1 protein-coding gene is annotated in these 1,137 nt (G+C 40.9%); it reads right to left on the bottom strand.

Annotated features, from left to right (window positions below):
• Positions 1-44 precede the first annotated feature (44 nt).
• The gene (locus L4C32_RS20680; protein WP_428198771.1) at positions 45-1,058 is read right to left on the bottom strand and encodes a Fe(3+) ABC transporter substrate-binding protein; all 1,014 of its coding nucleotides are present in this window, start codon (positions 1,056-1,058) and stop codon (positions 45-47) included.
• Positions 1,059-1,137: the final 79 nt, after the last annotated feature.

Here is a 1,137-nt window from a genome sequence, read left to right on the forward strand (position 1 = left end):
GGGCTATTATCCCCATATTCTTAACTTATACCACTAGGAAAAACTTAAAGATCAAATTTCACTTCATCAAGAAGTTTGATTGCTTTGGTATGATTCTCTGCAATTTTCTCTAGCGCTAACGTATCTGCCTTGAAGTCTCCCCAAGAAGCGACTAATTCAGAACGTTCAACACCCTCTTTAACAGGGTACTCGTAGTTAACATCCGCATACATTTTTTGTGCTACGTCAGCAGTTAAAAACTCCATCAGTTTCTGAGCATTCTCTTTATTAGGCGCATATTTGGCCATTGCCATGCCACTGACATTTACGTGAGTACCTTCTGCTTTTTGACCAGGGAAGTTGATGTATACCGACTCAGCCCAAGCAACTTGTTTCGGGTTATTCACCATTTTACCTAAGTAGTAGCTGTTGCCTAAAGCGATATCACATAACCCTTCTTTAACCGCTTTAACTTGAGCACGGTCGTTGCCTTGAGGTTTACGTGCTAAGTTAGCTTTAACACCTTCAAGCCATGTTTTAGCTTCCGCTTCACCGTGGTGGGCAATCATTGAAGCAACTAATGAAACATTGTATGGGTGCTTACCTGAACGAGTACAGATTTTGCCTTTCCACTCTGGGTTCGCTAGATCAGTGTAGTTAAAATCAGCAGCAAGACGGCCAACACGATCACGAGAAGAGTAGACATTACGAGTACGTAACGTCAACGCTACCCACTTATCATCACTGTCACGGTACTGTGCAGGCACATTTTCGTCAATAATTTTGCTGTCTACCGCTTGAACCAGATCTTTATTAGATAGCTCAGCAAGACGGCTGATATCGGTGGTTAGAATAACATCGGCAGGGCTTAGTTTACCCTCTTGAGCCAGTTTTTCTGCTAATCCTTTTTTCGCAAACTTCACATTAACAGTAATGCCAGTTTCAGCAGTAAACTCTTTAAACATAGGTTCAACAAGAAAAGCTTGACGGTAAGAGTAAACATTTACTTCTTCTGCTGCTAAAACGGAAGGAGCTAGAGTCGCCGCAATAAGAGCAGACAGTGTGACAATTTTTTTCATGTTAAATCCTATGAAGTTAAATGCTAATGCGAATATGTCTCAATATCGTTATTATACAAATAAAGATGCGAATCACAAC

The sequence above is a fragment of the Aliivibrio kagoshimensis genome, from assembly GCF_050337105.1.
Lineage (GTDB): Bacteria > Pseudomonadota > Gammaproteobacteria > Enterobacterales > Vibrionaceae > Aliivibrio_A > Aliivibrio_A kagoshimensis.